The 505-nt window shown below is 49.5% G+C and carries 2 protein-coding genes; both read right to left on the bottom strand.

What is annotated here, in order from left to right; translation table 11 throughout:
• Positions 1 to 218 (bottom strand): lysis system spanin subunit (locus FE394_RS11875; protein ID WP_474068168.1); only part of this gene is annotated, 218 nt, incomplete at its 3' end.
• Positions 215 to 505 (bottom strand): M15 family metallopeptidase domain-containing protein (locus FE394_RS11870; RefSeq protein WP_319926598.1); only part of this gene is annotated, 291 nt, incomplete at its 5' end. The genes FE394_RS11870 and FE394_RS11875, both read right to left, overlap by 4 nt.

Genomic DNA, 505 nt, shown 5'->3' with positions numbered 1-505 from the left:
TTGGCATTGGCGAGTTCCTGAGTGTGAACCTTGTCCAGTTCTGCAAGGTGCTGGATGCGTTCTTGCTGGTCTTTTATGGCAATGGTCTGCTCGTCATACTGTAGCTTTAACTTAGCGTATTTTTCGGCTTTGTCCTGATACTCACTGTAATAGAACCAAAGCAGGCCAGCGACGATAACAAAAGCACTGAGGGTGAAGTATCGGCTGTTGAATTTCATGTCGGTATCTCAACATGGGGTGCATCCAAGAACTTAGCCGGCTTATCGTTGGGATTGCCTGTCCAAGTGATACCAAACCGCAGTTTTATCCCCAGTTCCTCACCCGCTTGACGCATCGCTTTCAAGACGGGCAGCCAGCAGGTGTAATTGTTCCAGTCAGCACCGACCGGAAGTAAGTCAACGGCATGACCGGTTAAATGGCGGGAGTTCAGGGTTCGGCTTTTCTTCTCGGCAACTAACTGCTTTTGGCGCTCAAAGGTTCTCACGCCCTCAATCACCGTAAAATC

This window comes from Xenorhabdus littoralis (assembly GCF_033949345.1).
Lineage (GTDB): Bacteria > Pseudomonadota > Gammaproteobacteria > Enterobacterales > Enterobacteriaceae > Xenorhabdus > Xenorhabdus littoralis.
Note: the sequence above shows the minus strand (reverse complement) of the source record. Positions and strands in the feature narration are given on the sequence as shown.